This is a genomic window from Alloalcanivorax sp. C16-2 (genome assembly GCF_046507615.1).
Taxonomy (GTDB): Bacteria; Pseudomonadota; Gammaproteobacteria; order Pseudomonadales; family Alcanivoracaceae; genus Alloalcanivorax; species Alloalcanivorax marinus_A.
This window is the reverse complement of the sequence record NZ_JBKFTL010000002.1, coordinates 293,889-319,298: the sequence shown is the minus strand read 5'-3', so window position 1 is coordinate 319,298 and position 25,410 is coordinate 293,889. Positions and strand designations below refer to the sequence as shown.

General features: G+C 66.8%; 24 protein-coding genes. 14 read left to right on the top strand and 10 right to left on the bottom strand.

Annotation, left to right across the window (positions count from 1 at the left end; genetic code table 11):
• Positions 1-36: 36 nt before the first annotated feature.
• The 3 genes from chrA to ACLD02_RS11690 all read left to right on the top strand — a co-directional run bounded on the left by chrA (position 37) and on the right by ACLD02_RS11690 (position 4,060).
• Entirely contained in the window at positions 37-1,179 is a 1,143-nt protein-coding gene (gene chrA / locus ACLD02_RS11700; protein WP_410298939.1) for a chromate efflux transporter, read from the top strand.
• A 539-nt stretch (positions 1,180-1,718) separates the two neighbouring features.
• Entirely contained in the window at positions 1,719-2,324 is a 606-nt protein-coding gene (locus ACLD02_RS11695) for a TetR/AcrR family transcriptional regulator (RefSeq protein ID WP_203101894.1), read from the top strand.
• A 56-nt stretch (positions 2,325-2,380) separates the two neighbouring features.
• Entirely contained in the window at positions 2,381-4,060 is a 1,680-nt protein-coding gene (locus ACLD02_RS11690) for an acyl-CoA dehydrogenase family protein (protein WP_410298773.1), read from the top strand.
• Between the two features lie 24 nt (positions 4,061-4,084).
• Here ACLD02_RS11690 and ACLD02_RS11685 read toward each other — a convergent pair whose 3' ends face one another.
• Positions 4,085-4,483, bottom strand: coding sequence for a globin (locus tag ACLD02_RS11685; RefSeq protein ID WP_238400889.1), 399 nt, complete (start codon positions 4,481-4,483; stop codon positions 4,085-4,087).
• A gap of 97 nt (positions 4,484-4,580) precedes the next feature.
• Positions 4,581-5,330 carry a ParA family protein gene (locus ACLD02_RS11680; RefSeq protein WP_203101898.1) on the bottom strand — a complete coding sequence of 250 codons (750 nt, stop codon included), beginning with the start codon at positions 5,328-5,330 and terminating at the stop codon, positions 4,581-4,583.
• Positions 5,331-5,462: 132 nt separating this feature from the next.
• Here ACLD02_RS11680 and ACLD02_RS11675 point away from each other — a divergent pair, with 132 nt between their 5' ends.
• A complete protein-coding gene (locus tag ACLD02_RS11675) occupies positions 5,463-6,482 on the top strand; it encodes a DUF4062 domain-containing protein (RefSeq protein WP_410298772.1) in 1,020 nt (339 codons plus the stop codon).
• A 44-nt stretch (positions 6,483-6,526) separates the two neighbouring features.
• On the opposite strand, the gene ACLD02_RS11670 is transcribed toward ACLD02_RS11675, so the two are convergent.
• Positions 6,527-8,242: a proline--tRNA ligase gene (locus tag ACLD02_RS11670; RefSeq protein WP_410298771.1), complete on the bottom strand. Its 1,716-nt coding sequence runs from the start codon at positions 8,240-8,242 to the stop codon at positions 6,527-6,529.
• Between the two features lie 188 nt (positions 8,243-8,430).
• On the opposite strand from ACLD02_RS11670, the gene ACLD02_RS11665 reads away from it, so the two are divergent.
• Positions 8,431-8,850: a PaaI family thioesterase gene (locus ACLD02_RS11665; protein WP_203101904.1), complete on the top strand. Its 420-nt coding sequence runs from the start codon at positions 8,431-8,433 to the stop codon at positions 8,848-8,850.
• A gap of 20 nt (positions 8,851-8,870) precedes the next feature.
• Here the strand turns inward: ACLD02_RS11665 and ACLD02_RS11660 are convergent, their stop codons facing one another.
• The 7 genes from ACLD02_RS11660 to ACLD02_RS11630 form a co-directional block, all read right to left on the bottom strand.
• Complete coding sequence (locus ACLD02_RS11660) at positions 8,871-12,395, bottom strand: translocation/assembly module TamB domain-containing protein (protein WP_410298770.1); 3,525 nt, start codon at positions 12,393-12,395, stop codon at positions 8,871-8,873.
• Positions 12,392-14,149, bottom strand: a complete 1,758-nt coding sequence (locus ACLD02_RS11655; protein WP_410298769.1) for an autotransporter assembly complex protein TamA — start codon at positions 14,147-14,149, stop codon at positions 12,392-12,394. Before ACLD02_RS11655 ends, ACLD02_RS11660 begins: the two co-directional genes overlap by 4 nt.
• A gap of 83 nt (positions 14,150-14,232) precedes the next feature.
• A complete protein-coding gene (locus ACLD02_RS11650) occupies positions 14,233-14,784 on the bottom strand; it encodes a response regulator transcription factor (protein ID WP_410298768.1) in 552 nt (183 codons plus the stop codon).
• A complete protein-coding gene (locus ACLD02_RS11645) occupies positions 14,771-15,982 on the bottom strand; it encodes a sensor histidine kinase (protein WP_410298767.1) in 1,212 nt (403 codons plus the stop codon). The genes ACLD02_RS11650 and ACLD02_RS11645 overlap by 14 nt, the downstream gene beginning before the upstream one ends.
• A 210-nt stretch (positions 15,983-16,192) precedes the next feature.
• Positions 16,193-16,810, bottom strand: coding sequence for a class I SAM-dependent methyltransferase (locus tag ACLD02_RS11640; RefSeq protein WP_203101915.1), 618 nt, complete (start codon positions 16,808-16,810; stop codon positions 16,193-16,195).
• A 13-nt stretch (positions 16,811-16,823) separates the two neighbouring features.
• Positions 16,824-17,117, bottom strand: coding sequence for a PA4642 family protein (locus ACLD02_RS11635; protein ID WP_203101917.1), 294 nt, complete (start codon positions 17,115-17,117; stop codon positions 16,824-16,826).
• A gap of 169 nt (positions 17,118-17,286) precedes the next feature.
• Positions 17,287-17,664 (bottom strand): HU family DNA-binding protein, encoded by a 378-nt coding sequence (locus tag ACLD02_RS11630; RefSeq protein ID WP_203101919.1) that lies wholly within the window; start codon positions 17,662-17,664, stop codon positions 17,287-17,289.
• A 304-nt stretch (positions 17,665-17,968) separates the two neighbouring features.
• Between ACLD02_RS11630 and aspS the strand changes: the two genes are divergently transcribed.
• The 9 genes from aspS to tolA all read left to right on the top strand — a co-directional run bounded on the left by aspS (position 17,969) and on the right by tolA (position 25,394).
• Positions 17,969-19,732, top strand: a complete 1,764-nt coding sequence (gene aspS, locus ACLD02_RS11625; RefSeq protein WP_203101921.1) for an aspartate--tRNA ligase — start codon at positions 17,969-17,971, stop codon at positions 19,730-19,732.
• Positions 19,733-19,836: 104 nt separating this feature from the next.
• Entirely contained in the window at positions 19,837-20,571 is a 735-nt protein-coding gene (locus ACLD02_RS11620; protein ID WP_203101923.1) for a YebC/PmpR family DNA-binding transcriptional regulator, read from the top strand.
• Positions 20,572-20,741: 170 nt separating this feature from the next.
• Positions 20,742-21,260, top strand: coding sequence for a crossover junction endodeoxyribonuclease RuvC (gene ruvC / locus ACLD02_RS11615; protein ID WP_410298766.1), 519 nt, complete (start codon positions 20,742-20,744; stop codon positions 21,258-21,260).
• 10 nt (positions 21,261-21,270) lie between these two features.
• Positions 21,271-21,873, top strand: a complete 603-nt coding sequence (gene ruvA / locus ACLD02_RS11610) for a Holliday junction branch migration protein RuvA (protein ID WP_203101927.1) — start codon at positions 21,271-21,273, stop codon at positions 21,871-21,873.
• A 6-nt stretch (positions 21,874-21,879) separates the two neighbouring features.
• A complete protein-coding gene (gene ruvB, locus ACLD02_RS11605; RefSeq protein WP_410298765.1) occupies positions 21,880-22,905 on the top strand; it encodes a Holliday junction branch migration DNA helicase RuvB in 1,026 nt (341 codons plus the stop codon).
• Positions 22,902-23,336, top strand: a complete 435-nt coding sequence (gene ybgC, locus ACLD02_RS11600; protein ID WP_203101931.1) for a tol-pal system-associated acyl-CoA thioesterase — start codon at positions 22,902-22,904, stop codon at positions 23,334-23,336. The genes ruvB and ybgC overlap by 4 nt, the downstream gene beginning before the upstream one ends.
• Entirely contained in the window at positions 23,337-24,026 is a 690-nt protein-coding gene (gene tolQ / locus ACLD02_RS11595; protein WP_203101933.1) for a protein TolQ, read from the top strand. It begins immediately after the preceding gene.
• Positions 24,027-24,042: 16 nt separating this feature from the next.
• Positions 24,043-24,480: a protein TolR gene (tolR, locus tag ACLD02_RS11590; RefSeq protein WP_238400890.1), complete on the top strand. Its 438-nt coding sequence runs from the start codon at positions 24,043-24,045 to the stop codon at positions 24,478-24,480.
• The gene (gene tolA / locus ACLD02_RS11585) at positions 24,477-25,394 is read left to right on the top strand and encodes a cell envelope integrity protein TolA (RefSeq protein ID WP_410298764.1); all 918 of its coding nucleotides are present in this window, start codon (positions 24,477-24,479) and stop codon (positions 25,392-25,394) included. The genes tolR and tolA overlap by 4 nt, the downstream gene beginning before the upstream one ends.
• Positions 25,395-25,410: the final 16 nt, after the last annotated feature.

The following is a 25,410-nucleotide window of genomic DNA, read 5'->3' as shown; positions in this document are numbered from 1 at the left end:
TCTTACAACAACTTCAGCATTCGGACATGCATGGCGATCTGGACCGTCTTTCGCGAATTTCTCTGGCTGGGCTGCGTGAGCTTCGGCGGGCCCGCTGCCCACGTGGGTTATTTCCACCGTCGCTTCGTTACCGGCCTGGGCTGGCTGGACAACGACACCTTCGCGCGGCTGCTGGCGCTCACCCAGTTCCTGCCCGGCCCCGCCTCCAGCCAGCTCGGCTTCGCCATCGGTCGCCACCGGGCCGGTTTGCCCGGCGCCCTGGTCGCTTTCGTCGGCTTCACCCTGCCGTCGTTTCTGCTGATGCTGGCGCTGGCCCTGTACGCCACTCATCTGCCGGAGACCGTGCTGGGCGGATTGGTCCAGGGGCTCAAGTGGCTGGCGGCGGTAGTGGTGGCCGACGCCGTGCTCAACATGGCCGGCAAGTTCTGCCGGGACCGCCTCACTCTCGCCCTGGCGGTGTTCACCGCCGCCGCGCTGTGGTTGTGGCCGGGCATCGCCACCCAGCTGGTGGCGCTGCTGGTGGCGACCCTGATCGCCCAGACCCGTCACCAGGACAGGCAGGGCGACCCGGCCAGCGCCACCGCCGCCGCCCCGCGCCGCTGGCCGCTGCTCGCGTTCGCTCTGATCTGGGCGCTGCTCTGGCTGCTCCCCGACGACGGCCTGGCCCGCCTGGCCGGCGATTTCTACAGCGCCGGCGCCCTGGTGTTCGGCGGTGGCCATGTGGTGCTACCGCTGCTGCAGGGCCTGGTGGGTGAACGCCTCCCCGGCGACGCTTTCCTGACCGGTTACGCCGCCGCCCAGGCGGTGCCCGGGCCGATGTTTTCCCTGGCCGCCTATCTGGGCGCGTTGCTGGCCCCCGGCGCGCCCTGGATCGGCGCGCTCACCGCTACCCTGGCGATCTTCCTGCCCGGCTTCCTGCTGGTGCTGGGCCTGGGCGACGCCTGGCAACGCCTCGCCAACCGCCCGGCCCTGGCCGGCGCCGTCACCGGCATCAACGCCGCCGTGGTCGGCCTGCTGCTGGCCGCCTTCTACGACCCGGTGTTGCGCTCGGCGGTGCACGGGGGGCTGGATCTGGTGATGGTGGGGGTGGGGTTTTTGTTGGTGCGGTGGGGGCGGGTGCCATTGGTCTGGCTGGTGGTTGGCATGGCGGTTTTGGGTCTGGTGGTTGAGTGGGTTTGAGGTTCTTCTCTCCAGAAGGGGGGCGTTTCGGCGTGGTGGGCCCATCCCGGACACGCGGCAAGTACGTCCCTGTAGCTCGTTTCCGGCATCCCTGCCTCCAACGGTCCGGGATGGGCCCACCACGCCGAAACGCCCGAGCGAAAGCCAGCCCCCGGTGGGTATAGAGGTGGCGGCTTCGTAGCCGGTTGAGAGGTTTGGATTCGCTTCGTTATCGCGGCTGAAGCCGCTCCTACAGGAGCTTGCCATGTCTTCAACGGTCCGGGCCGGGGGCCACCGCTCCGAAACGCCCGGAGGGGAGCCAGCCGCCGGTGGGTATAGAGGCGGCGGCTTCGTAGTGGGGCGAGAGGTTCAGCCAACCGCCAATCCTTTCTGGAGGGTTCCTCTCCTTAACCCACCCAAAGCGGCGGCGATTCACCCCCGCGCGCCCCTCTGGAGGGAATCACCAACCCAATCCAACCCAAAACCAGCCAGACCCGCCGCTTGCCCCAAACCCGGAATGATGATTCAATCCTTGAAAGATCGGAACCCGGATTCCACTCATGGCTTATCGAGAAACCGCCCAGGTAAAAGCCCGCAAGGCCGCCCAGCGCGACCATCTGCTGGCCAGCGCCGAAACCCTGGTCCGCGAAAGTGGCTTCGCCGCCATGACCATGCAGGCCGTGGCCGACCGCGCCGGCGTTGGCGTGGGCACTCTCTACCGCTACTTCGACAACAAGGCGACGCTGGCCGCCGCCGTGTTCGAAGCCGCCACCCGCCGCGAGGTGGACGCCGTGGCCCGCGCCCTGGGCCACGACGGCCCCGCCGCCGAGCGCCTGGAACACGCCCTGCGGGTGTTCGCCCGCCGCGCCATGGCGGCGCCGCGCCTGGCCTGGGCGCTGATCGCCGAACCGGTGGAGCCGGAGGTGGATGCCGCCCGGCTGCGTTACCGGGCCGCCTACGCGGACCTCTACAAAAGAGTGCTGGACGACGGTGTGGCCCGGGGCGAACTGCCAGCCCAGTCCACCGCCCTGGGCGCCGCCGCCCTGGTAGGCGCCATCGCCGAAGCGCTGGTGGGCCCGTTGTCGGCGCCCCTGGCCGACGCCGATCTGCCGAATCAGCTCACCGCGTTCGCGTTGCGCGCGGTGGGCGCCGTGACGACTTCCTGAAGCAACCCGACAACCGCGACAACAGGCGCGCCGCCGGCGCGCGGGAGGATGGCACCATGAACGCCAAGCACGACGATCTTCACCTGGACCCCCTGGCCAGCACCCACGAGGTGTTCAACCAGGCACCGCCGCTGGAAAACTACGACGCCTTCACCGGCGACACCGCGCTCAAGGAAGCGGTGGTTCGCGAAGGCGGTGACTGGGGGCTGGGCGACCTGAGCCGCTATGGCTATGAAACCACCCGGCCGGAAGTGATCGAGTGGGGCTACCAGGCCAATGCCAGCAAGCCCGAGTTCGAGCCCCATGATCGCTATGGTCACCGCGTCGACCAGGTTAATTATCACCCGGCCTACCACAGCCTGATGAACATGGCTCTGCGCGAGGGGCTGCATTCCTCGCCCTGGACCGATCCCGGCCCCGGTGCCCATGTGGTGCGCGCCGCCAAGTACTACATGCACGCCCAGGTGGAAGGTGGCCACGGCTGCCCGATCACCATGACTTTCGCCGCCGTGCCCAGCCTCAAGCTGACGCCGTCCATCGCCGAGCGCTGGCTCGCCAAGGTGACCGCCCGGGATTATGACCCACGCAACGTGAGTCACCAGGACAAGCAGGCGCTCACCATCGGCATGGGCATGACCGAGAAGCAGGGCGGCTCCGATGTGCGCGCCAACACCACCCGGGCTTACCCGGTGGGCGCCGAGGGCCCCGGCGAACTGTACGAACTGGTGGGCCACAAGTGGTTCATGTCGGCGCCCATGTGCGACGCCTTCCTGATGCTGGCTCAGGCGCCCGGCGGGCTGAGCTGCTTCCTGGTGCCGCGCTGGCGCGAGGACGGCGGCAAGAACCCGCTGCAGGTGCAGCGCCTCAAGAACAAGGTGGGCAACGTCTCCAACGCCTCCTCCGAGGTGGAGCTGCGCGGTGCCCACGGCTGGATGGTGGGCGAGGAGGGGCGTGGCGTGCCGGCGATCATCGAGATGGTCGCCATGACCCGCTTCGACTGCATGATCGGCTCGTCCTCCGGCCAGCGCCAGGTGATGGCCCAGGCGGTGCATCATGTGGCGCACCGGGCCGCCTTCGGCGAGACTCTGCTGGACCAGCCGCTGATGCGCAACGTGATCGCCGACCTGCAGCTGGAGGTGGAAGGCTCCGTGGCCATGACCTGGCGCATGGCCCGCGCCCTGGATCACCAGGAGGATGAGCACGAGAAGCTGTTCGCGCGGCTGGGCGCGGCGGTGGGCAAGTACTGGATCTGCAAGCGCACCCCGCACCATGCCTACGAGAGCATGGAGTGCCTGGGCGGCAACGGCGTCACCGAGAACTTCATTCTCGCCCGCCTCTACCGGGACGCGCCCATCAACGCCATCTGGGAAGGTTCCGGAAACGTCCAGGCTCTGGATCTGCTGCGCGCCATGGGCAAGAGCCCCAAGGTGCTGGATGCCTGGTTCGCGGAGCTGGCCGGGGCCCAGGGGCGCAATCCGGTGCTCGACAAGGCGGTCAATGCTCTCAGGAAGGAACTGGGCGACAGCGAGGCCCTGCCGTATCGGGCCCGGGATCTGGTTGATCGCATGGCCCTGACCATGCAGGCCGCGCAGTTGGTGAAGGCCGGCAACGAGGCGGTCAGCGACGCCTTTATCACCGCCCGTCTGGACAGCGGCCACACCCGCAACTACGGCAGCCTGCCGCGCGGCGTGGACGTCGATACCCTGGTGGCCCGCGCCAACCCCTGGAACGCCTAGGGCGGCGCCCTGGTAGGAGAGGCGTCAGTAGGCGCCGCGGATGATGTCGATGCCGGGCTGGATGGTCTGCCGCCAGATCGCTTCCAGCTCGGCGTCGAATTGCGGGTCGTGGCGGCGCAGGGTTTCCATCAGCGCGTCCAGCCACAGGCCGTACCATTGCGGGTCGATATCCAGCTGGCGGCGCGAGTGGCTTTCGCCCAGGGCGCGCAGTTTGGTGGGCGGCATGCCACGGGCGTGCAGCACCAGCTGCATGATGCCGTTGCGCAGCAAATGGCGCTGGGCGGGCATGTCGGTATTGACGAACCGCTCGCGCACGGCCGGGGAACTGGCCATGAAGCGGTCATAGAAGTCGATGAAGAACTGCTCTTTGTTGCAGCAACGTCCGTAGCTTTGAAACACCCGGTCGCTGTCGATAATAGGCACGCTTGATCATCCGGTTGAGGCGGAAATGGCCGGCGGCCGGCAACGGCGCGCCGCGGGGCGCGCCATTATACAAGGAATGGCAGGCCGTGCGCGCGGGTCAGAGCTTGAGCCGTTCGGCGATTTCGAACCACATGGCCCGGTACGCCTGGGCGGCGGGGGTGTAGGGGGCGATCTCGCCCACCGGCGCCCGGTGGTCGCCCATCTGCTCCACATGGGTCGAGTAGGGCACCCAGGTATTCAGCCCGTTTTTCATCTCCGGTGGGCGCTTGACCAGCATCTGCACGTGCAGATCACGGCGCCGGTCCACCATGTTGAAAAACGGGACCACCTCAAGATGTTTGAATTTCTTGTCGGCCAGCCAGTCCAGCACCTGCTGGAAGGCGCGCAGGGACAGGTGGGTGGGAATCACCGGCACGAACAGGTAATCCGCCGCCGCGAAGATGCTCTCGGCCAGGGGGCTTAGGGTGGGCGGGCAATCCAGCACCACCAGTTCGTAGCTCTCGCCGAACGGCGCGATAAGCTGTTTGAGCCGGTTGCGGGCGCCGCCGGCCTCCACCAGCTTGACGTCGGCGTTGCGCATGCTGATATCGGCGGGTATCACTTCCAGATTGGGCCAGCGGGTTTCGCGCTTGAAACGGCCCACCGGCTGCTTGCCCTTGAGCAGGCCGCCGGCCTTGTAGCCCGGTTCCTCGTCGTCGACGCCGAGATAGAAGCTGGCGGCGCCCTGGGGGTCGAGATCCCACAGCAGGGTGCGGTGTTTCCAGCGGGCGGCGTGCCAGGCCATGTTGACGGCGGTGGTGGTTTTGCCCACGCCCCCCTTCAGGTTGTAAAAGGCGATGGTCTGCATGACATCCACATCCGGTTTTGGCGACGGCTCAGAGGCTAGCATGAAACGGCGTGCATCACACTTTGCCGGCCGGGCGTGTTTTAATACATGGCCCGGCAAAATCAACGCACGGCCCGGAGCAAGGAGAACGGGGTGACCGTCGACAAACGCTATCAGGTGTACATCAGTACCACCTACCCGGACATGCAGTCCGCCCGCCAGGCACTGATGCTGCCCCTGCTGGACCTGGGCCTGATGCCCATGGGCATGGACATGCACAGCGGCGAAAGCCACAACCTGATGCCCGTGGTCCAGCGCATGATCGACGACAGCGATTATTTCGTGATCCTGCTGGGTGGTCGTTACGGCACCCTGTCGCCGCTGGGGCTGAGCTACACCCACCGTGAGTACATCTTCGCCGCCACCAAACGCAAGCCGGTGGTGAGTTTCATCCACGACGATCCGCTCAACCTGCCCGACGATGTGCGCGAGCCCACCCGTGAAGGTCAGGTACGCCGGGATGACTTCGCCCGACTATTGGAAAACAAAACCCTCAGTTTCCGCTGGCGCGATGAAAGCGATCTGCGTGAGCGGGTGGCCCGGGTGATGCCCGACGTAATGCGCCAGTATCCGGCTCCGGGCTGGGTGCAGGCGGGCTCCGCCGGTGCCGCCGACGATGCCGGCAGCCGGGCGCTGCGCCGCCGGGTGGAGGAGCTGGAGAAGGAACGGGAGGAATTGCTGGCCGCGCAGCGGGGGGCGCTGCGCAATCTGGCCCGGGGCACCGACCGGGTGGCGCTGGATTATTCCTGCAACGTCTACGAGGGCGGCGATTGCAAGGTGGCCATGGCCAGTTGTGAACTGGACTGGAATCGCATCTTCGCCTGCGTGGCGCCGCTGATGCTCAACCCGGTGTCCGAGCCGGTGATGCAGAAGGCCCTGGAGGATTACATCGCCCGCCAGGCCCTGGACAATGTCACCGCCGATTTCCCCAAGGCCCACGCGGTGCGCAATGTGGTGCTGGCGGGCCATGCCTTCAATCAGGTCAAGGTGCAGTTGCGCACCCTGGGGCTGATCACCCGCACCTCGGAGACCGACAGCCGTGGCCTGCCGTTGTGGCGGCTCACCGCCCAGGGCGACGCCGCCATGAGCCAGACCATGGCGCGCCGGCGTTGAGGGGGTGCCGCTGGCCGCTTTGCCACCAGCACCGTCTTGCTGTTTCAGGCCTTTAGTTTTTCCTTCAGGAAATCAACGATGCCATCCACCGGCACGTCGGTGTTTTCCGCGTCGGTGCGGCCCTTGTATTCCAGGGTGCCGTTGTCCATGCCGCGCTCGGCGATCACCACCCGGTGGGGAATGCCCAGCAGTTCGGTGTCCGCCAGCTTGACGCCCAGCCGTTCCTTCTCGCGGTCGTCGAACAGCACTTCCACGCCGGCGTCCTCGAGCTCGCGATGGAGCTGCTCGGCCAGCTCTCTCTCGCGCGGGCTTTTCTTGATGTTCACCGGCACCAGGGCCACCTGGAACGGAGCGATGGCCGCCGGCCAGATAATGCCGCGATCATCGTGGTTTTGCTCGATGGCGGCGGCCACCACCCGGCTCACGCCAATGCCGTAGCAGCCCATGGGCATCACCACCGCCTTGCCGTTCTCGTCCAGCACCGAGGCGTTGAGCGCCTGGGAGTACTTGGTGCCGAGCTGGAAGATATGACCCACCTCGATACCGCGCTTGATGGTCAGGGTGCCCTGGCCATCCGGGCTGGGGTCGCCTTCCACCACGTTGCGCAGGTCCGCCACTTCCGGCAACGCCACGTCACGTTCCCAGTTGATGTTGAAGTAGTGCTTGCCGTCCTCGTTGGCGCCGGCGGCGAAGTCACCCATCACCGCCACGCCGCGGTCGGCGACGCAGGGGATCGGCAGGTTCACCGGGCCCAGGGAGCCGGGGCCGGCGCCGATGGCCGCGCGGATTTCTTCCTCGGAGGCGAATTCCAGGGGCGCGGCCACCGCGTCCAGTTTCTCCGCCTTGACGTCGTTGAGCTCGTGGTCGCCGCGCACCAGCAGAGCCACCAGGGCGCCTTCCTCGCTGCCTTTCACCACCAGGGTCTTGATGGTTTTCTCAATGGGCAACTGGAACTGGCTCACCAGGTCGTCGATGGTGCGCGCCTTGGGGGTATCCACTTTTTCCATGTCGGCGCCCGGGGCGGGGCGTTCCACCGCCGGTGCCAGAGCCTCGGCCAGCTCCACGTTGGCGGCGTAGTCGGACTGGTTCGAGAAGGCGATATCGTCCTCGCCGGATTCCGCCAGCACGTGGAATTCGTGACTGGCGGCGCCGCCGATGGCGCCGGTGTCCGCTTCCACCGGGCGGTAGTCCAGACCCAGGCGATCGAAGATGGCGCAATAGGCGCGGTGCATGATCCGGTAGGTTTGCTCCAGGGAGTCCATGTCGACGTGGAAGGAGTAGGCGTCCTTCATGACGAATTCCCGGGAGCGCATGATGCCGAAGCGCGGCCGGATCTCGTCGCGGAACTTGGTCTGGATCTGGTAAAAAGTGGCCGGCAACTGCTTATAGCTGTGCAGCTCGTTGCGCGCCAGATCGGTGATCACTTCCTCATGGGTGGGCCCCAGGCAGAAGGGATTGTCGTGGCGGTCGGTGAAGCGCAACAGCTCCGGGCCGTAGTCGTCGGCGCGGCCGGATTCCTGCCACAGTTCCAGCGGCTGCACCGCCGGCATCAGTACCTCCTGGGCACCGGCCCGGTCCATTTCCTCGCGCACCACGCGTTCCACCTTGCGCAGCACGCGCAGCCCGGATGGCATCCAGGTATAGAGGCCGGAGGCGAGCTTGCGGATCATGCCGGCGCGCAGCATCAACTGGTGGCTGATCACCACGGCGTCGGAGGGGGTTTCCTTGATGGTGCCAAGCAGGTACTGGGAGGTGCGCATGAGCGGTTTTGATTCCCTGGTCGGTGTGGAAGTCGATGGATGAAAGCCAAACGGGCATTCTAGTCAAACGTGGGCGCACCGGCCACAGCTGGCGGCGCTGGCCTTTCGCGACTGAAGCGGAACGCCGCCCGGGATTGCAGCCTGATGTCCGCCGCCGTATGTTCCAGGTTTCGTTTGCGGAGAGAAGCATGCTGACAGCGAAACAGGTGGAGGGTCTGATCCGTGGCGGCCTGCCGGCGGCGGCGGAGCAGGGTGTCGTGGTGGAGGAAGTGGGCGAACACCGGGCCCGGGTTCGCTACCGGTTCGACGCCTCCATGGTGCGCCCCGGTGGCACGGTGTCCGGCCCCACCCTGATGAGCCTGGCGGACGCGGCCATGTACGCCGCCATTCTCGCCAACCTGGACGGCCAGGAAATGGCCGTAACCCAGAATCTGAATATCAACTTTCTCAGCAAGCCGGCGCCGGCGGATCTGATCGGCGAAGCGGAGATCATCCGCCTGGGCCGCCGCTCGGCGGTGCTGGAGGTGCGCATTTACAGCGAGGGCAGCGCGCCCATGGTGGCGCACGTGACCGGCACCTACGCGATCCCGGCGGGCAAACCGTCGTAGGAGCGGTCGTTCGACCGCTCCTAGCGCAATTCCTTTTCCCAGATCAGGTCGATGGCCTGGGCCTTGGTGCTGGATTCCGCCTCCAGATGCAGGGTGCGGGTCAGGGTGTAGCGCAGCATCACCGTGGAAATGGCGTCGAACAGGCCCACCGCGTAGGTCAGATAAAGCCGCTCGGAAAGCCGCTTGCCGAGCATCAGGGCGGCGTCCTCGGTTTCCCAGTCGCTGCCGATGGAAATCTCGTCCAGGCCCAGGGTGTCGCCGAGTTTTTCGGTGACGCCGGCGCCTTTCTGCAGACCGTACAGGGCCAGCGCCTGGGCCACCTTGGCGGAGTCGCTGTCCGAGCCCCGGTTCAGGGAACGGCCGGTGATCAGGTACGACATTGCCTCGCTTTCCTCCACCGTCGGGTCGGAGAAAATACGCGCCTCCGGTTGCTGCAGGGTGCCGGAAAGCTGCACCCCCACCACCTGGTTTTCGCTGGGGATCTTGCGGATGGCGCGGATGTCCAGGCCCGGGTTATCCGGCGCGCCCTGGAACAGCAGGCGACCGTTCTCGATGGCCAGGTTCTGGCCATAGGCCCGGTAGCGGCCCTCCACGATCACCAGCTCACCGTTGAGCTGGGCCGGTTGGCCGGGCTGCTGGGTCACGCGCAGGTCGCCGTCCAGGGTAGCGGTGAGGCCGAAGCCCTCGAAGTGCACCTTGTCGCCCAGGCTCACGCCCACCGCCATGGCCAGGGGCAGGCCGCTGGTTTGTTCCGCGCGGGCATCCACCAGCACCTGATCGGAACTGACGGTAACCGCGCTTTCCGGCAGTTCCCGGGGTTTTAAATCCGCTTCCGGTACCGCCAGATCGCCGCTCAGCCGCAGCACCTCGCCATCGCCTTCCAGGGTCAGGTCCGGGCTGACATAGACCACCGCGTCGCCACGGTTGGCCACGCGCAGGCGCTCGCCGCGCAGGGTCAGGGCCACGGCCAGTGGTGAGCGGGTGGGAGCCCAGGTGCCGTCCAGCACCAGCTCCCCGTCGCCCAGGCGGGCGCCGCCGTCCAGGCGCAGTTCCCCGGACGGATCACCGTGCACGGCCAGATGGATCTGCTCGGCGGTGATGCCCAGGTCGGGGACGGTGGCACGCCCGTCGCGCAGCGCCAGTTCGCCGCTCACCGCCGGGTGGTCACGCTGCCCGCCCAGGCTGAGATCGCCGCTGAGGCGGCCGGCCACCTCGCCGACCCGGGGGATCAGCGGCGCCAGATCCGCCAGACTGGGCACGTCCATTTGAATGTCGCCTTCCAGGGGCGCGTTGGCGTCCAGGCCGGTACCGATGCGCGCGTGCAGTTCGCCCTGGTCGGTGACCACCAGGTCCAGGCGGTTGTCGAGGCGGCCGTCGGCCAGCTTGCCTTCCAGGCGGGCGGTGGCCAATTCGAAGGTGGTGGGTTCCTCCAGAGTGGTGAGGGTGATGGCGGCGCCGTCCAGGCTCAACCGCCACTGGCCGCTGGGCGCCGTCACGCGACCGTCCACCCGGGCGCTGCCGTTGAGTTGGCCGCGCAGCTTCAGGCCTTCCCCCAACCAGGGCTCCGCCAGCGCCAGGGGCAGGGCCTCGATGTCGAGGTCGCCATCCAGGGCTCCACCGCGGTGGCTGCCGGCCAGGCACAGGCGGCCCTCGCTGTGTTCGCCGGCCAGGCACAGGGTCTCCAGGGACTGGCGGTCGGCCGCCACCTGGAAAGCCGCCGGCTGACGCAGCGCCCAGCGCCCCACCCGGGGCTCCTCCAGGCGCCAGTCCAGCAGCCGTCCACGCCAGCGGTTGGTATTGTCCAGCGCCGCTTCCAGGGTCAGCTCGGTGCGTGCCTGGTCGGCCTCCGCCGAGACGGTCAAACGGTGATCGGAGCGGCGTCCCTCCAGGGCCAGGCCGAGCCGGTCCAGGCGGGTGACGCCGGCCTGGCTCAGTTCGCCGCCGTCCAGGGTCAGTGACAGCGGCGCATCCGCCGGGGTCAGGTCCTGGAAGCGTGCCCGCAAACCTGCCAGGTGCCAGTCCTGGTAGGCCAGCTCGCGGCCCTCGGCGGTGCCGCTCAGGCGCGGCGCCTTGAGCGGGCCACGCAGGCGCCAGTCGGCACTCAGGGCGCCTCGCGCCGGCGCGTACCAACGGGTCAACCGCGCCACCGCCAGGCTGCCATCCAGATTCCAGCGGTCGCCCACGCTGCCCCGGGCACGCAGCCGGTCCTCGCCCCAGCGGCCATCCAGGGTGATCATCAGGTCGCCGCCGGCGGGCTGGCGGGCGCGGCCGGTGACGGTCAGCGGGCTGTTCTTGAGGGTGCCTTGCAGGCGCAGCGGGTCGGCGCCCAGGCTCCAGTCATCGGCGCTTCGCCAATGCCCCTTGGTGTGCGCGTCCAGGGCCAGATCCCCGTTCCAGGCCGGTGCCAGCAGCGCCGGGTCAAGATGCTGGCCGCTGGCCTCCAGGTCCCAGGCCAGGCCGTCGGCGTAGTTCAGTTGCCCCTGCAAGGAAAGCGTTTGCTTGCCGCTGGTGATCGCCAACCGGGTCAGGCTTGCGTCGCGCAGTCCGGCCTGGCCGGCCACCTCCACGCGCACGGGATGGCCGTCGGCGGTGAGATCGGCGGCACCGTCCAGGTCCACCCGGTCCAGGTCGCCCCGGGTGGTGAGGTGGCCGGCGCCCAGGGACACCGGCACCGGTGTGCCCAGCGGCAGCGCCTGGGCCGGCCAGCGGTGCGTCAGGTCCAGGTGCACGGTGCCATTCCGGTAGCCCAGCTCACCCTCGCTGCGCAGTCGCGCCGGGGCGGTCAGGTCGTGGGTGACGGTAAGCGCCTGCGGCGTGCCGGCCAGGGTGAGGTGTCCTTGCAGGGGGCCGGCGCTGGTGGTGCCATTATCGGCATCGGCATCGGCATCGGCATCGGCATCGGCATCGGCATCGGCATCGGCATCGGTCGTCGCCGGGCGTCGCCAGTCCAGTTCTCCCTCCATTCGGTAGGGCTGTTCGAGTTGCCCTTGCAGCGCCGCCCGCAGGCGGGTGTCCGCCACGGTAAGCGCCAGGTCCGCCACCGCCAGCTCGCTGCGGGCGGCCAGGTCGTCGCCGCGCAGGTGGTCGATCACCAGCGGCGACTCGCCGGTGAGCGTGAAGCGGCCCAGGCGCAGGGTGTCCACGCGCAGGCCCAGGGGCGGTGCCAGCGAATCGGGCAGGGCGAACGGCGGGGCATCCGGGTCCGCCGGCGCGCCGGCGGGCAGGGTCAGGGTGAGGCCGCTGGCGCGCAGGTGGCGCAGGTGCAGCCAGCCGTACCAGAGCTGGCGTGGGGCCGCTTCCAGATCCAGGTCGGTGAGAGTTACTTCCAGAGTCTGGTCGCCTTCGCCCTGGCGGTAATGAAGCCGCTCCAGGGTGACGCCGGTGAGCAGGCTGCCGCGCCAGTTGTGCACGGTCAGTTCCCCGGGCAGATAGGGACGCGCCCGCTCCAGCAGCCAGAGGTTGCCGGGCCGGGTGCCGAGCAGGCCCAGGAAAGCACCCAGCAGCACCAGCAGGACAATCAGTACGATCAGCAGGATGCGCTTCACAGGTCCGGCCCCATGCTCAGGTGCAGGCGCCAGTCGCGGTGTTCCTGGACGCCACGGGCCAGATCCACCCGGATCGGCCCCAGCGGCGAGCGCCAGCGCACCCCGAAGCCGGCGCTGCGGCGGATCTCATAGTCGTCGAAATCGTTGAAGGCGTTACCGGCGTCGGAGAACACCGCCATGCTCCAGCGCTCGGTGATCGGGTAGTCGTATTCCACGCTGCCCACCAGCAGGTGGCGGCCGCCGGTGACGTCGCCGTCGTCATTTTCCGGGCCCAGCGATTCATAGGCGAAGCCTCGCACGCTGGCGTCGCCGCCGGCGAAGAAACGCAGCGAGGCGGGCAGCTCGGTGACGTCCACCACGTCGGTGAAGCCGAATTCGCCACGGGTGATGAAGCGGCCCTTGAACACCGGCAGGATCAATTTGCCCCACAAATCGTACTGAGTGAAGGTGGCGGATGACGACAGCGCCTTGTGGGCGCCGCGCACCTTGCCGCCCAGGCGCCAGCCGAAACGCGGGTGTACCGGATCATCGGATTTGACGCGGCTGAGCTGGAAGCCGGGGATCACCAGCTCCGCCTGGTCCACCTGATCGGCCACGTTGTAGGTTTCGCGCAGGTATTCCAGGGACGGCGTGGCGATCCAGCCGGATTCCAGCTTGAGGATGTAGTCGGCGCCGACACTGAGTTTTTCGCTTTCGCTGGTGTCGGTGTCCTCGTTGACATAGCTGGTGCGCAGTTCCAGCTTCTCGTTGAGCGGATCGCTGAGCGGGATGGTGTAGCCGGCGCCGACCCCCTGGCGCACGCTGGACAGCTCGGTTTCCGCCCGCGCCGTGTGGCCGGCGGCGTTAAGGCGCCGGTTCTCCACCCCCAGACGCAGACGCGGGCCAGTATCGGTGCTGATGCCGGCCCCGGCCAGCAGCGCCCATTCGTTGCGCGGGCTGAAATGCACGGTCACGTCGATGGTGTGCCGTTGCTGGTCGGGTTCGCCGCGCTCCACGCGCACCGCGCTGAAGTAGCCGGCCCCCAGGTAAGCCTGCTGGGTGGTCAGCAGACGCTCGTTGCTGAACGGCTCACCGGACTGAAAGTTCAGGTAGGCGCGCAGCAGAGTGTCGTTGAGCTGGGCGTCACCGGCGAGGCTCACCTCGCCGAAGCGGTAGCGCGGGCCGCTGTCCACGTGCAGTACCACCCGGGCGCGATGGCGGTCGCGGTCCACTTCCAGCCGGTGGCGGCTGAGAACGCCTTCGGCGTAGCCACGGTTGATCAGCAGCTGCTGGAGGGTGCGTTTGAGGCTTTCGTACTGATCGTGGCGCAGGCGTTCCCCTTCGCGCAGGGGGCTTTCGTCGAGCACGCGCTGGAACGCCGGATCGTTCGCCGCGTCGCCGCTCAATGCAACGTCCAGGGTTTCCACCAGGGTCGGCGGGCCCGGGTCCACGGTCAGCGTCAGGCGAAAGCAGTGTTCCTGGTCGGCGGCCTGGTAGTCCTGGGTCAGGCGCGGCTGGTAGAACCCCAGGGCCTGCAGGGCGCCTCGGGCGTCGTCGCGTACCTGGCGGCGGATCAGGGTTTGCTGGCCGGGGCCGGGCCGGCAGGGGTAGCGACCGAGGTCCACCAGGGTGCGGATGTTGGCCGCCACCGCTTCTGGCGGGTCGCCTTTCAAGATCAGGCCGGGGGTCTCATCGGCACGGGCCGGCGAGGTCAACGCCAGGCTGCCCAGAAAAATCAATGCCGTCAGGAATGCCTGGCTGTGAAAACTGCTCATCGACCGCCTTACTTGGTCCCGGTCCGTGGGGGAAACACCACATTGTCGGTACGGCGCTGCCCTGGAGCAAGCCCGGGCAACGTTCAATCGCGCTGGAAATGCGTCGGGCTGGGGCGTTTTTTAAGGCGCCGTTGCAGGGTGCGGCGGTGGATGCCGAGCGCTTGCGCCGCCCGGGAGATATTGCCCCGGTGGGCGTCAAGAACCCGTTGAATGTGTTCCCATTCCAGGCGCTGCAGGGAGGGGGGCGCGTCCGGCAGGCTGTCCAGGTCCGAGGGATCGCGCTCCAGGGCGTCGAGGATATCGCCGACGCTGGCCGGCTTGGTCAGGTAGTTGTGGGCGCCCCGTCGGGTGGCGGCCACCGCCGCGGCGATGCTGCCGTAGCCGGTGAGCACGATGACCCGGCAATCGGGAAAACGGTCCAGCAGCGGCGTGATCAGGTCCAGGCCGTTGTCGGTGCCCAGATTCTGGTCGAGCACCGCCGCGTCCAGGGTCGGCAACGCGTCGAGCAGCCGCCGGGCCTGTTCCAGGTCGGCGGCCCAGTGGGTTTCGCAGCCGTGGCGGGCCAGGGCGCGGCGGGTCTGGTTCGCCAGCAGGTCGTCGTCTTCCAGCAGCAGCAGGGATTCAGGCGTGGTCATGGGTGGGTGCCTCCGGGCTCCACATAATCCGGGCCTGGCTCCACTGGTGATGGAAATCCAGGGCCAGGGTGGCGCCGAGGGTAGCCAGGGTGGTTTCCACCAGCGCCAGACCGATGCCCAGGCCTTCGCGGTCCCGGTTGCGTTCGTGGCGTGGGCCATCGTCGCTGACCTGCAGCAGGGCCCGGCGCCCATCATTCTCGAGCCGCAGCACCAGGTGTTCGGCGCCGGCGTCGATGGCGTTATAGCCCAGGTTGGCGAGTACCCGGAACCAGGCCGGCGCGTCCTGGAATTCGGTGTTCTGGGAGCCTTCCACGGTCAGGGTAAGGGTCGGGCACAGGTGCCGCAGGTGCTGGCGCAACCGCTCGCCGAGTTCCTGATAATGGCATTGCTCCGGTGGTTCGCTGGTGTCGGTTTGGCGCAGCCGGTCCGCCAGCCGCCGTGCCAGGGTTTCGATTTGCGCCAGGTCTTCCCGGGTGGCATCGGGCAGGCCCGGTTCCTGGCCGGCGTTGTCGGCCAGCATCACCAGGCTGCTCAGCGGCGTGTTCAGTTCATGGGCCTGGTGGGCCAGGGTGGCGGCCACCTGGTAGAGCCGTTCCCGGCGGCCGGCCAGTTCCAGCAGCCGTTCCTGCTGACGTTGCTGTTCCCGGCTCAGGGACTGGATCACCTGGCCCAGCAGGGTCAGCACCACGGCCAGGGCGGCGAATACCACCGCCATGCCCAGGCCATGGGTGGGGCTCAGCTCACGGCTCAGGGCGTGCAGGGTGGAGTGCGGGGCCGGCGCGCTGTGCCACAGGCCCACCACGGTATAGCCGAGCAGGGTCATCGCCAGCAGCGACCAGGCCGCCCTGGGGGGAAGGGTCAGCGCGGCGAGCAGCAGGGGCACCAATAAATAGAAGGACAGCGGATTGGCGGCGCCGCCCAGTTGCCGTACCAGGGCGAGCATCAGCAGCAGGTCCAGGGCCAGTTCGATCCCCAGCATGAGCCGTTGCCGGGGCGGTGTCAGGTTCAGGGTGCACACCGCCAGCAAGCTGGGCAGCAGCAGGGCGGCAAGACCGGCTAGCAGAGCCGGTGGCGGCAACAGATCCGGGGAGAAGCGTGGCAGGGTCAGCAGTGCCAGCGCCAGGCACACCACCAGCAGGCTGCGCAGGGCGATCAGGCGGCGTCGCCAGGTTCTGTGCGGGTTGGGGTAGGTGGTCATGGGGGGGATTGTAGCCGGGTTCGGGGTGGGGGCGTGTGGCGTTTTGTCGCAGCGGACTTCTGGGCGGGCTGTTGTTCTATCCAGGGGGCCACACCTGGACGCTCCGAGGTGAACTTCGGCGGCTACGCTCCTTTCCTGGGCGGCGGATGCATGGCTCGGCGGTTTGGGATGTGGCGTATGAAACCGCGGGTATGGTGGCGGCAGGGGCGGTTATCGGGGTTTGGCGGTGCCTTCGAGGAATTCCTGGACCAGGCCGGGGATTTTGGGGTGGTCGAAGACGCGGGTGCCGGCGAGGTCGAAGCCGGCGGCGGCGAGGGTGTCGGCGGTGGGACGGTCAAGCTGGCAGCCGCAGGCCAGGTGGCGCCACACCGGGTTGAGGCGGCGTTGCCAGCGGAGTACGCGGGGGCGGTGGCTGGCGACGTGCTCGAGCACCAGCAACTCGCCGTGGTCGGCGAGCACGCGGCGCATTTCCCGGGCGGCGCGGGCCGGGTCGGGGATGGTGCAGAGCACCAGGCAGGCGACCACGGTGTCGAAGTGGCCGTCCGGGTAGGGCAACTGGTGGGCGTCGCCTTGCAGCAAATGAAAGCGTTCCGGTGACCGCGCCTGGTCGCGGGCGCGGCCGGCCCGCGCCAGCAGGGCAACGTCCGGCTCCAGGCCGTGGATCTCGGTGGCGGCGTCGCCGTAGAGCGGCAGGTTGGCGCCGTTGCCGACGCCGATTTCCAGTACCCGGCCGCGGGCGTGGCGGATCAGGCGCTGGCGGTCCCGGTACAGGGCCCGGGTGGCGCGGTCGAGCAGCGGTGGGAAGATCCGTTCGCTATAAAAGCCCATGGTGCCGCCGGTGTCAGGCGCCGGCCCGTTCGAGGATGGCCACGAACGGTTCGCTCTTGCCGTGGCCGCGCACGATGTCCAGCAGGGTACGGCCCTGGGTGTCGGTGGCGCGAAGATCGCGGCCCTGTTCCTGGAAGAACGCCACGAAGCGTTCGAAGTCCTCCACGCGCAGGGCGCGGTAGGCCTTGAGCAGAACGTGGAAATCCGGGTTCTCGCCATCTTCCGGCGGGAAGTCCAGGAACACCTTGATCTGCTCGTCGGTCATCGGCTCGCCGATGACTTTTTGTTTGTCCTTGCGTTCAGCCATGGAAATACCTTGGTCCAGCCTGATGATTCGGGGCCGGAGATTATAGGTGCGGGACGGTTCGATTGACACCGCCAGGGGCGGGCGGGTGTCGGGGAAGGGGGTTCGGCTGGGGCGGCCCGGGTGCCGGCGGGGATTTCCGAGCCGGCGCGGACGCCGGCCCGGCTCCGCATTACTGCGCCATATCCTTGAGTTTCTTGAGCGGGCGTACCTTGACCACGGTGCGCGCCGGCTTGGCGGCGAAGGTGGTTTCCTCGCCGGTGAACGGGTTGATGCCCTTGCGTGCCTTGGTGGCCGGTTTCTTCTGGGTGACCGCCTTGAACAGACCCGGCAGGGTGAATTGGCCGGCGCCGCCACGTTTCTTGAGATGGCCTTCCATGATTTCGGTCAGCTCATCGAAAACGCCGTTGACGTCCTTCTTGGTGAGACCGGTTTTGTCGCTGATCTGAGTGATGATCTGGGACTTGGTCATCGGCTCGGCGATGGCCTTGACCCGACGCGTGGTGGATGCCGTGGCGGCCTTCTTCGCCGCTTTTTTCTTTGCAGCCATAGGATCGCTTACCCCTTAGGTTAGTGACTTCCTGCGATGAATGAATGTTCGCTTGCCTGTCAGGAGCGCCCCGGGATAGGGAGCCTCTGATTGGGTGCGCATCCAGTTATATGCCAAGCAAAACCCGGGTACAAGGCGTCCAGACCCTATTTTTTGTGTGTTTCGGCACGGATTGGCATTCATGAGGGCAGCCTGGCGCGGGGTTAGCAGGTCCAACCCCGAATCGCTATACTAGGCCGCCTTTTCAGCCACCCCCGGCGGCGCCCGGCGGTGGTCTCATCGGATACAACGACGGACAGTGGAAATGCGAAGCCATTATTGCGGTGATTTGCGGGCCTCCCACGACGGGGAAACGGTACGGTTGTGTGGCTGGGTGCACCGCCGCCGCGACCACGGCGGGGTGATCTTCCTGGATGTGCGCGACCGCACCGGCCTGGTGCAGGTGGTGTTCGATCCGGACACCGAGGACGCCTTCGCCCTGGCCGACAAGGTGCGCGGCGAATACGTGCTCCAGCTTGAAGGCCGGGTGCGTCTGCGCGACGAGGCGGTTCGCAATCCGCGCATGGATACCGGTGACATCGAGGTGCTGGGCAAGAGCCTGACCATCCTCAATGAAGCCCAGACGCCGCCGTTCGAGCTGGACGAATACTCCGCCGCCGGCGAGGAGGTGCGCCTCAAGTACCGCTACCTGGATCTGCGTCGTCCGGAGGCGCTGAAGCGCTTCCAGTTCCGTTCGCGGCTCACCCACGCGGTGCGCGCCCATCTGGAAGGCCAGGGTTTCATGGACGTGGAAACGCCGATCCTGACCCGGGCCACCCCGGAAGGCGCCCGCGATTATCTGGTGCCGAGCCGCACCCACGCCGGCAGTTTCTTCGCGCTGCCGCAGTCGCCGCAGCTGTTCAAGCAGCTTCTGATGGTGGCCGGTTTCGACCGCTACTACCAGATCGCCAAGTGCTTCCGCGACGAGGACCTGCGTGCCGACCGCCAGCCGGAATTCACCCAGATCGACCTGGAGGCGTCCTTCGTCGAGGAGGAGGACATCATGGCGATCACCGAGGCCATGGTGAAAAGCGTGTTCAAGGACATGCTCGACGTGACGCTGCCCGAATTCCCGCGCATGACCTATGAAGAGGCGATGCGTCGCTATGGCTCCGACAAGCCGGATCTGCGCGTGCCCATGGAGTTGATCGACATCGCCGACCTGATGGACGGGGTGGAGTTCAAGGTGTTCGCCGGCCCGGCCAAGGACCCGAAAGGCCGGGTGGTGGCCATGAAGGTGCCCGGTGGCGGTGACCTGTCGCGCAAGGAAATCGACGAGTACACCAAGTTCGTCGGCATCTATGGCGCCAAGGGCCTGGCCTACATCAAGGTCAACGACCTGGACGCCGGTGCCGAGGGGCTGCAGTCGCCGATCCTCAAGTTCCTCACCGAGGAGGCGATCCAGGGCATCCTGGAGCGCACCGGCGCGGCCACCGGCGATCTGATTTTCTTCGGGGCCGACAAGGCCAAGGTGGTCAACGAGGCGATTGGCGCGTTGCGCGTCAAGGTCGGCCACGAACGCGGCCTGGCCCAGGGCGAGTGGGCGCCGCTGTGGGTGGTGGACTTCCCCATGTTCGAGGAGGAGGACGGCCGCTACTACGCGCTGCACCATCCGTTCACCATGCCCAAGTGCGATCCGCAAGAGCTCAAGAGCAACCCGGAAGGCGCCCTGTCGCGTGCCTATGACATGGTGCTCAACGGCACCGAGCTGGGCGGCGGTTCAATCCGTATCCACCGTCCGGACATGCAGCGGGCGGTGTTCGAGGCGCTGGGCATCAGCGATCAGGAAGCGGACGAGAAATTCGGCTTCCTGCTGGATGGCCTCAAATACGGCGCGCCGCCCCATGGCGGCCTGGCCTTCGGCCTGGACCGCATGGTGATGCTGATGACCGGCGGCGAATCGATCCGCGACGTGATCGCCTTCCCGAAAACCCAGACCGCCGCCTGCCTGATGACCGACGCGCCGTCGCCGGTGGATAATCAGCAGCTTCGGGAAGTGGGTATCCAGGTTCGTAAGGACGATAATTAAGGCGCTGACACGCTTGCACGCATCACGCCGGCACGCTAAAACCGCGGGCCTCGATCAACAGCGTGCGAGCATGCAAGCGTGTTGCGTGCAAGCGGAGGTTATTTATGGCCGGTCATAGCAAATGGGCCAATATCAAGCACCGTAAGGCGGCTCAGGACGCCAAGCGGGGCAAGATCTTCACCAAACTGATTCGCGAGATCACCGTCGCCGCCCGCATGGGCGGCGCGGAGATCAACGACAACCCGCGCCTGCGCGCCGCGGTCGACAAGGCGCTCGGCAACAACATGACCCGGGACACCATCGACCGGGCCATCAAGCGCGGCGCTGGCGGTGACGACACCTCCAACATGGAGGAGATCACCTACGAAGGCTACGGCAAGAACGGCGTGGCGGTATTGGTGGAAACCATGACCGACAACGTCAACCGGACCGTCTCCGAGGTGCGTCACGCCTTCTCCAAGTTCGGCGGCAACCTGGGCACCAGCGGTTCGGTGGCCTTCCTGTTCACCAAGCGTGGCGAGTTGTTCTTCGAACCCGGCGTGGACGAAGAGAAGCTGATGGAAGCGGCCCTGGAGGCCGGCGCCGAGGACGTGGAAGAGAACGAGGACGGCAGCTATCTGGTGATCACCGCGCCGGACAAGAGCTTCGGCGAGGTGGTGGACGCCCTGCGCGAAGCGGGCCTGGAGCCGGCGGACGCGGAAGTCACCATGAGCCCCTCCACCCGCGCCGACCTGGACGCCGACACCGCCGAGACGGTGAGCAAGATGATCGACCTGTTGGAAGACCTGGACGATGTCCAGAACGTCTACACCAACGCCAACTGGCCGGACGAAGAATAACCCTTTCGCGACTAAAGCGGTACGCCGCCCGGTCGCTTCTACGGCGAGAATGCCATTGTAGGAGCGACTTTAGTCGCGAGTCGCGATACCTCGGTCACTCCTACTGGACATAAGAACAGCAGGCAGGTTAGATAGACCTGCCTTTTTTATAGAGCGGCCACAGGCGCACCATGACCATTCTGATGGGCATCGACCCCGGCTCGCGCCACACCGGCTACGGGATCATCGAGCAGGTGGGAAATCGCACCACGGCGGTGGATTTCGGCACCATTCACACCACCGGTGCCGAAATGGCGCCGAGGCTGGGGGAGATTTTCGCCGGGCTGCGCCAGGTGATCGCCCTGCACCGGCCCGACGAAGTGAGCATCGAAAAGGTGTTCATGGCCCGCAACCCGGATTCCGCCCTGAAACTCGGCCAGGCCCGTGGCGCCGCCCTTACCGCGGTGGTGCAGGGCGGCGTGCCGGTGTTCGAGTATTCCGCCCGCCAGGTAAAGCAGGCGGTGGTGGGGCGCGGTGGCGCGGAAAAAGCGCAGGTGGCGGAAATGGTGCGCCATCTGCTGAAACTGGAAAAGCGCCCGCAATCGGACGCCGCCGACGCCCTGGCCATTGCCCTGTGCCACGCGCACATGCGCGTGTCCCTGGCGCGGCTGGGCGGCGCCACGGCGGTGCGGCGCGGACGGATACGGTGATCAGGCAGCCATGATCGGACAACTGAAAGGCATACTCATCGAGAAGCGACCGCCCCAACTGCTGCTGGACGTGGGCGGCGTGGGCTACGAGGTGGAGGCGCCGATGACGGTGTTCTACGACCTGCCCGAAGCCGGTGGCGAGCTGTTGTTGCACACCCATTTCGTGGTGCGCGAGGACGCCCAACTGCTGTTCGGGTTCGCCAGCCGCTACGAGCGCGAACTGTTCCGCAGCCTGATCAAGGTCAACGGCGTGGGGCCGAAGATGGCTCTGGCGATCCTTTCCGGCATCGAGGCGGACCGGCTGGCGGCCTGTATCCGTGACCAGGACACCACCTCCCTGGTGAAGGTGCCTGGCATCGGCAAGAAGACCGCGGAGCGGCTGGTCATCGAAATGTCCGACCGGCTGGATAAGCTGGAGGGCGGGCCGGCGCGCCTGCCCGGGCCGGTGGTGCTGGACGGCGCGCCGGACGCCCGCGCCGACGCCATCGCCGCCCTGGAGGCTCTGGGCTACCGTAATAAGGAAGCGGCCGCCGCGGTGGGGCGCGCCGCCGATGACGGCGAGGCCGGTAGCGAGGAACTGATTCGCCGGGCCCTGCGAACTCTGGCAAGGTGATTTCCCATGGACAATGACCGCCTGATCAGCGCCGATGCCGTGGATGGCCGCGAGGACCAGCAGGACCGCGCCATCCGTCCCGCCAGCCTGGCGGACTACCACGGCCAGCCCAAGGTGCGCGAGCGCCTGGAGATCTTCATCGATGCCGCGCGCGGGCGTGGCGAGGCGCTCGACCATACCCTGATTTTCGGTCCGCCGGGGCTGGGCAAGACCACCCTGGCGCACATCATCGCCCGGGAAATGGGCTCGGAACTCAAGTCGACCTCCGGGCCGGTGCTGGAAAAAGCCGGCGACCTGGCCGCCATCCTCACCAATCTGGAGGAGGGTGACGTGCTGTTCGTGGACGAGATCCACCGGCTGTCCCCGGTAGTGGAGGAGATCCTCTATCCCGCCATGGAGGACTACCAGCTCGACATCATGATCGGCGAGGGCCCCGCCGCCCGCTCCATCAAGCTGGACCTGCCGCCGTTCACTCTGGTCGGCGCCACCACCCGCGCCGGTCTGCTCACCGCGCCGTTGCGCGACCGCTTCGGCATCGTTCAGCGGTTGGAGTTCTACAACGTTGACGACCTGGCGGGCATTGTCGCCCGCTCCTGCGAGATTCTCGCCATCGCGGTGGACGACGACGGTGCCCGCGAAGTGGCCCGTCGCGCCCGGGGCACGCCACGCATCGCCAACCGCCTGCTGCGCCGGGTGCGTGATTATGCCCAGGTAAAAAGCGATGGCCGCATCACCGGTCCGGTGGCGGAAAGTGCCCTGGACATGCTGGAAGTGGACAGCCATGGCCTGGACGGCACCGACCGCCGCCTGCTGAACATGATGATGCACAAGTTCGATGGCGGTCCGGTGGGGCTCGACTCCCTGGCCGCCGCCCTTAACGAGGACGCCGGCACCCTGGAAGAGGTGGTGGAACCCTACCTGATTCAGCAGGGCTTCATTCAGCGCACCCCGCGCGGACGACAGGTGACCAACCATGCCTGGCGTCACTTCGGCCTGCGCGCTCCGAGCCGGGAAGGTGATTTGTTTAAATGAGTGCAAAATCTTCGCCAACTTCGGAATTTGTCCTACCCGTTCGCGTCTACATCGAAGACACTGACGCCGGTGGCATCGTCTACTACGTGAACTACCTGAAGTTCATGGAGCGGGCGAGAACCGAATTCATGCGCTCGCTGGGGTATCAGCATTACGCCCTGGCGGAAGAGAATTTTCAGTTCGTCGTGCATTCCTGTCAGGTGCGTTATCACAAGCCCGGCCGGATCGACGATGACCTGCGGGTGAGCGCCCGTTTAACGCATCTGGGCCGCGCCACCCTGCTGTTCGCCCAATCGGTGACCCGGAATGGGGAACTGCTGTGCGAGGCGCAGATCAAGGTGGCCTGCGTGAGCGCCGATGGCATCAAGCCCAAGGCGCTGCCGAAGCCCTTGTTTGCAAAGTTCAAGGCTCAAGTCGAGGAGTTGGGGTAAATGGATGACGCATCGTCCAGCATGTCGATCCTGTCGCTAGTCACCAATGCCGGGCCGGTGGTCCAGGCGGTGATGGCGGTGTTGCTGCTGGCCTCTTTGATTTCCTGGTACATGATCGTCAACCGCTACCGGATTCTGGGTCGTGCGCGCCGCGCCGATCGCGCCTTCGAGGAGAAGTTCTGGTCCGGTGAGGATCTGTCCAGCCTTTATAACCAGGTCCGTAAGAAGCCCAATCCGGACTCCGCCAGCGAAGCGGTGTTCCGCGCCGGCTTCCAGGAATTCGTGCGGTTGTCCAAGACCACCCGCGGGCCCGATGCCATCATGGAAGGCGCTCAGCGCTCCATGCGGGTGGCCCTGCAGCGCGAGCAGTCGCGCCTGACCAAGCACCTGCCATTCCTGGCCACGGTGGGCTCCACCAGTCCCTACATCGGCCTGTTTGGTACCGTCTGGGGCATCATGAATTCCTTCCGCGCCCTGGCCAACGTCAGCCAGGCCACCCTCAGCGTGGTGGCGCCGGGCATCGCCGAGGCGCTGGTGGCCACCGCCATGGGGTTGTTCGCCGCGATTCCGGCGGTGATGGCCTACAACCGTTACGCGGCCCAGTCCGAATCCCTGGTGGGCGATTGTGAAGTGTTCGCCGAGGAGTTTTCCTCCGTGCTGCACCGCCAGGCCCACGGCCGGGACGCTTGAGCCCGGGGAGACGACCATGAACAGTGGTATACGAGTTCGCAAGCCGCGCAAGATGATGGCCGACATCAACGTGGTGCCCTACATCGACGTGATGCTGGTGCTGCTGGTGATCTTCATGGCCACCGCGCCGATGATGACCCAGGGCGTGTCCGTGGACTTGCCGCAAACCGACAGCGCGCCGATCGCCAATAAGGACGAGCCGGTGCTGATCACGGTGCGCGCCGACGGCAGCTACCACATCAATGTGGGCGAGGATGGCGGTCGCAACGCCGCCAGCCTGGAAACCGTCAAGGGGCACGTGCTCACCATCCGTAAGCAGAAACCCAAGACGCTGTTCCTGGTGGAGGGCGACCAGAACGTGCCCTATGGCAAGGTGGTGGTGCTGATGTCCGAGCTGCAGCAGGCCGGCGTCACCAACCTGGGGCTGGTCACGGAGCCTCCGGGGCGTTCATGAGCGATCGGAGCGTCGCGGTCGGGTTCTCGGCCCTGCTGCACCTGGTGGTGCTGGGGCTGATGGTGTTCACCTGGTCCTCGGACCCGGAGCTGCGCCGGCCGCCGGAGATCCCGCCCCATGTGATGGCCACGGTGATGGAAGAGACCCGGCGCGCGCCGGACGCCAACACCGCGCCGGCCCGGGAAGAAAAGGATCAGAAGCCGGTTCAGGAAAAGAAACCCGAGCCGAAGCCTGAACCGAAGTCCAAGCCCGAGCCTAAGCCGGAACCGAAGCCAAAGCCAAAGCCTAAGCCTAAGCCGGAACCGAAGCCCGAGCCGAAACCCAAGCCGGCGCCCAAGCCCGAACCCAAGCCGGAGCCTAAGCCCGAACCCAAGCCGGAGCCGAAACCCGAGCCCAAGCCGGAGCCGAAACCCGAGCCCAAGCCGGAGCCGAAACCCGAGCCCAAGCCGGAATCCAAGCCTGAGCCGAAGCCGGAACCGAAGCAGGAATCGAAACCCGCTCCGGAGTTCGAGCAGCCGAGCATGGAAGAGCTGATGGCCGAGGAAGAGCTGGAAATGGCGCGCAAAAAGCGTGAGCAGGTGGCCGAGAAGCCCGGTTCCGGTCCGTCGGACAGCGACGTCACCGAGGAAACCGCCAGCTACGAGGACGCCATCCGCAATGCCATCTCCCAGCGCTGGCGGATTCCGGGCAATTATCGCAACCGCGACGACCTCAGCGTGCGGGTTCGCATCCGGGTGATTCCCGGTGGCGAGGTGGTCAATGTTCAGGTGGCCAAGTCCAGCGGTTATCCGAACTTCGACGAATCGCTGGTCAACGCCGTGGAACTGGCCAGCCCGCTGCCCGTGCCCGAGGGCAAGCTGTTCGAACAGTTCCGTACTTTCGTGATCGTTTTCAGTCCCAGGGATGTGCAATGATGCGAGTTAACAAGAT